Source organism: Paraburkholderia sp. Ac-20336 (assembly GCF_017105025.1).
GTDB lineage: Bacteria > Pseudomonadota > Gammaproteobacteria > Burkholderiales > Burkholderiaceae > Paraburkholderia.
This window is the reverse complement of record NZ_JAAGPS010000248.1, coordinates 1-3,957: the sequence shown is the minus strand read 5'-3', so window position 1 is coordinate 3,957 and position 3,957 is coordinate 1. Positions and strand designations below refer to the sequence as shown.

Here is a 3,957-nt window from a genome sequence, read left to right as displayed (position 1 = left end):
TCTTCCGCTCAAGGTCGGCGCGCTGCATGCCGACGTGCCGCCGCAGGCGCGCGGCACCGTGCCGACCGCGCTGCAGCGCGCGCTGCCGAACGCGAATCTGACCGACACGCTCGCCGCCGAGCTGAACGCGCTCGAACCGGCGTTGCAGCGCTTCGGCGCCGACGGCTTCGCGCCGTTCCAGCCGCGCTGGAACGCCGTGCATGCGTACGCAGGCCGCGACGTCGTGCTGCTCGAACAAGGCGAGGAAATCGCGCGCGGCGTGGCAGCCGGCGTCGACGAACACGGCCAGTTGCTGCTCGATACGGCCGCCGGCCGCCAGAGCATCGCGACCGGCGACGTGTCGCTGCGCCTCGCCGACGGTGCCGCATGACGCAGCACGCGCCTTCTCTGCTGATCGACGCGGGCAATAGCCGGATCAAATGGGCATGCGTGGACGCGGATGGCACGCAACTGGCGGCCGGAGCGCTAGCACACGAGGATGTCGCGCGGTACGGCTTGCAAGCCGATGCGGGGCCGGTGTCCGGTCTGCGGGGGGATTCGACGCCTGGCTTGCAGTCGGGCTTGCAGGCTGTGTCGCGGAGTAACGCGTCGGCGGGCTCGACGCCCACGTTGCGGCCTGCTTCATCGCCCGGATGGTCGGGCTTGCCGACACCGCGCGGCGCGTGGTTGTCCAACGTCGCCGGCGCGGACGTCGCGGCGCGCATTGCCGCGCTCGTCGACGCGCACTGGCCGCAACTGCCGCTCACGACGATCCGCGCGAACGCGCGTCAATGCGGCGTCGTCAATGGCTACACGGCGCCGCACACGCTCGGCAGCGATCGCTGGGCCGGCATGATCGGCGCGCATGCGGCGTTTCCCGGCGAACATCTGCTGCTCGCGACATTCGGCACCGCGACGACGCTCGAAGCGTTGCGCGCGGACGGCTCGTTCGTCGGCGGACTGATCGCGCCGGGCTGGACGCTGATGATGCGCTCGCTCGGCGAACACACCGCGCAATTGCCGACGCTCGATGCCGCGCGCGCACGCGGCCTGCTCGACGCAGGCAACGACGCCGGGGCAGGCCGCCGCGGCCCGTTTTTCGCGACCGATACGCCGCGTTCGCTCTCGGCCGGCTGCACGCTCGCGCAGGCGGGACTGGTCGAGCGCATGTGGCGCGATCTGCAGGACGAGTGGCAGGTGCCGGTGCGGCTCGTCGTCAACGGCGGCGCTGCGGACGAGGTGGCGAGCGCGCTCAAAGTACCGCATACTCGCCACGATTCGCTCGTGCTGTCGGGCCTCGCGCTGATTGCCGCCGAGGATTCGGCGCGGCAGGGCGGTTGATCGACGCCATGATCGGTGCGCGGCAAATGCGGGGAGCCAAGTCCGCGACCGGCACCCGACTCGCGCACTCGTGAACCGCCACGGCAGGTCGCCCGCGCGCCCGCTTCCGGCACCTCACCCCGACCCCGGCTCAACTTCTTCTGGACTGGAACCCTCAACCATGCTTCGCGGGCTGATCGCCATTCTGATTCTTGCCAACGTGCTGGCTTTCGCCACATCGCTGGGCGCATTCGGGCCGGTGCCCAGCGCCAGTAGCCGCGAGCCCAATCACCTGAACCGGCAGATTCATCCGGAGTCGCTGACAGTGCGGCCCGTCAGCGCCGCCGATGCGGCCGACCAGGCGGTCGTCGGCGGACCGGCGCCGCAAGCGCCGATTTCGACGTCGGCGTTGCCGCAGTAGCGAAGCGGCTGAAGCGATCGAAGCAGTCGGTCAGCCCTGCGTGCGCACCTTCTTCAGCAGCGCGGTCGTCGAGCGATCGTGCTCGAACGGAATCGCCAGCGCCTTGCCGCCCCAGCCGCGCACGATTGCCGATTCGGGCAGCGCGTCCATATCGTAGTCGCCGCCCTTCACGAGCACGTCCGGCCGCAGCGCCGAAATCAGTTCGACCGGCGTTTTTTCGCCGAAGCTCACCACGTAGTCGACGCTTTCGAGCGCCGCGAGCAAGGCCATCCGGTCGGCTTCGTGGTTGATCGGCCGGTCGTCGCCCTTGCCGAGCATGCGCACCGACGCATCGCTATTCACGCCGACGATCAGACAGGCGCCGAGCGCCTTCGCATCGGCGAGATAGGTCACGTGTCCGCGATGCAGAATGTCGAACACTCCGTTCGTGAATACGACCGGCGCGGTCAGCGAAGGACGCAGTTTCACCAGGGCATCGCGCGTCAGAATCTTGCGTTCGAAAATAGCGGGCATCGCGGGGGTATGGAAAGAGGAAAAAGAAAGTGCCGTCACGATACACGCTGGACGGCCTCAAGCAAAACGGTCCGGCAAGCTCGCGCCTGCCGGACCGTTTCTATTTGCCTTTCGATGCCGTGCTTTAAAGCAGCGCCTCAAGGCAATGCCTCAAAGCAACAGGGGAACCGTGCAACCTCGTTCGCGGTGACTGCGCCGCAGCCCGGCTCCGCGCATCGGGATCGAAGCGCCACCACCACTGCCGGCGTCAGCGCTCATGCCCTCACGCCGGTTGCGCCGGCGCCTGACCGTCGGCCTGCAAACGCGCGACCACTTCCTTGCGATAACGATTCAGTTCCTGCGCCGTGTTGAACGTGCGCTCGAACAGCAGCGACAGGTTGTGGAGGATGCGCTCGACCACTTTCTTTTCCCAGCCGTCGTCGAAACGGATCTGCTCGTCGAGCCAGCGCTCGAGCCATTCCGGATCGGGCAGGCGCGATTGAATCGTGTCGCGCGGGAACAGCGCCTGATTCACGTGCAGGTTGGTCGGGTGCAGCGGCTTTTCGGTGCGGCGCGCCGACGCCATCAGCACGCCGATTTTCGCGAATGCGGCACGCGCGATGTCGCCGGTTTGCGCCATCGCCTTCTTCATGTAGCGCAGATACGCGCCGCCATGCCGCGCTTCGTCGCGCGAAATGGTTTCGTAGATGTGCTTGATGACCGGCTCGGTGTGCCATTCGGCGGCACGGCGATACCAGTGATTGAGGCGGATTTCGCCGCAGAAGTGCAGCATCAGCGTTTCGAGCGGCGGCGCGGGATCGAACTCGAAGCGCACCGCGTGCAGTTCCTCTTCGGTCGGGACCAATTCCGGCTTGAAGCGGCGCAGATATTCCATCAGCACCAGCGAATGCTTCTGTTCCTCGAAGAACCACACGCTCATGAACGCGGAGAAATCGCTGTCGTGATGGTTGTCACGCAGAAACATTTCCGTGGCGGGCAACGCCGACCATTCGGTGATCGCGTTCATCTTGATCGTCGCGGCCTGCTCGTCGGTCAAGAGCGATGCATCGAACTTGTCCCAGGGAATGTCCTTCTCCATGTCCCAGCGAACGGATTCGAGCGATTTATAAAGTTCCGGATAAAGCATGGTGTTCATAGTCCCGCCCCTGTTCTGCGCATACTGTCTGTGTCTGTTGCTGCTACGTGTAACCGTTTTGCCACGGCGAACGAACGTACCGTTTGTCGGCCAAGCATTCAATTTTACGCGCTAATCTGCCGCCCATAGGCATCGGGAAGCAAAGAAGTCCGGGCGTTTGCACAGGAACCTGAAACATGAATCAGGCGCTGTGCGGCCAACCGTGGGTGAGGAATACCCTGTGCCTGAGGTCGAGCCAGTCTGCGTTGGAAACCGCACCGTCCAGCCCTGCGCCGGTGGTGCCGGCGGCAAACGACGCGTGGGCGGCGGGATTGGTTCTTTTCTGCGTGCCCCCAAAGCCAGATAAAGCTTACACAATCATAGCATGCGGACCAGGTGAAACCTGTGACAGAACCGGCTCGATCGCACGATGGTATTGACTTTCCGCAACACTGAGCCGAGTTCGCGGAAGCGGCAATGAGCGACGCTGCAGCAATGGCGGAGCGCGGCCGAAGCGACGCCCCGCCACCGCGCTCATTGCGGCTTCTTCGCCCCCCCTGCGCTCGCGCCAGCCGCGCGTTTGGCCGCCGGCGCCGCGCGCTTCGCGGCC

Annotated in this window: 4 protein-coding genes and 1 pseudogene; 3 read left to right on the top strand and 2 right to left on the bottom strand. The window is 65.8% G+C overall.

Translation table 11 applies throughout. The annotated features are described in order from the left end of the window. The 3 genes and pseudogenes from GXB81_RS30595 to GXB81_RS30585 all read left to right on the top strand — a co-directional run. Positions 1 to 370, top strand: a pseudogene (locus GXB81_RS30595) (biotin--[acetyl-CoA-carboxylase] ligase); the annotation flags it as partial. Continuing rightward, positions 367 to 1,320, top strand: a complete 954-nt coding sequence (locus tag GXB81_RS30590; RefSeq protein ID WP_205991166.1) for a type III pantothenate kinase — start codon at positions 367 to 369, stop codon at positions 1,318 to 1,320. The pseudogene GXB81_RS30595 and the gene GXB81_RS30590, both read left to right, overlap by 4 nt. Positions 1,321 to 1,480: 160 nt before the next feature. Continuing rightward, positions 1,481 to 1,720, top strand: coding sequence for a hypothetical protein (locus tag GXB81_RS30585; protein ID WP_167042437.1), 240 nt, complete (start codon positions 1,481 to 1,483; stop codon positions 1,718 to 1,720). Positions 1,721 to 1,750: 30 nt separating this feature from the next. Here the strand turns inward: GXB81_RS30585 and rfaE2 are convergent, their stop codons facing one another. Both rfaE2 and GXB81_RS30575 read right to left on the bottom strand, forming a co-directional pair. Then, positions 1,751 to 2,233: a D-glycero-beta-D-manno-heptose 1-phosphate adenylyltransferase gene (gene rfaE2, locus GXB81_RS30580; protein WP_205991167.1), complete on the bottom strand. Its 483-nt coding sequence runs from the start codon at positions 2,231 to 2,233 to the stop codon at positions 1,751 to 1,753. Positions 2,234 to 2,495: 262 nt separating this feature from the next. Further along, on the bottom strand, positions 2,496 to 3,368 hold the full coding sequence (locus tag GXB81_RS30575; protein WP_205991165.1) for a ferritin-like domain-containing protein: 873 nt from the start codon (positions 3,366 to 3,368) through the stop codon (positions 2,496 to 2,498). Positions 3,369 to 3,957 lie beyond the last annotated feature (589 nt).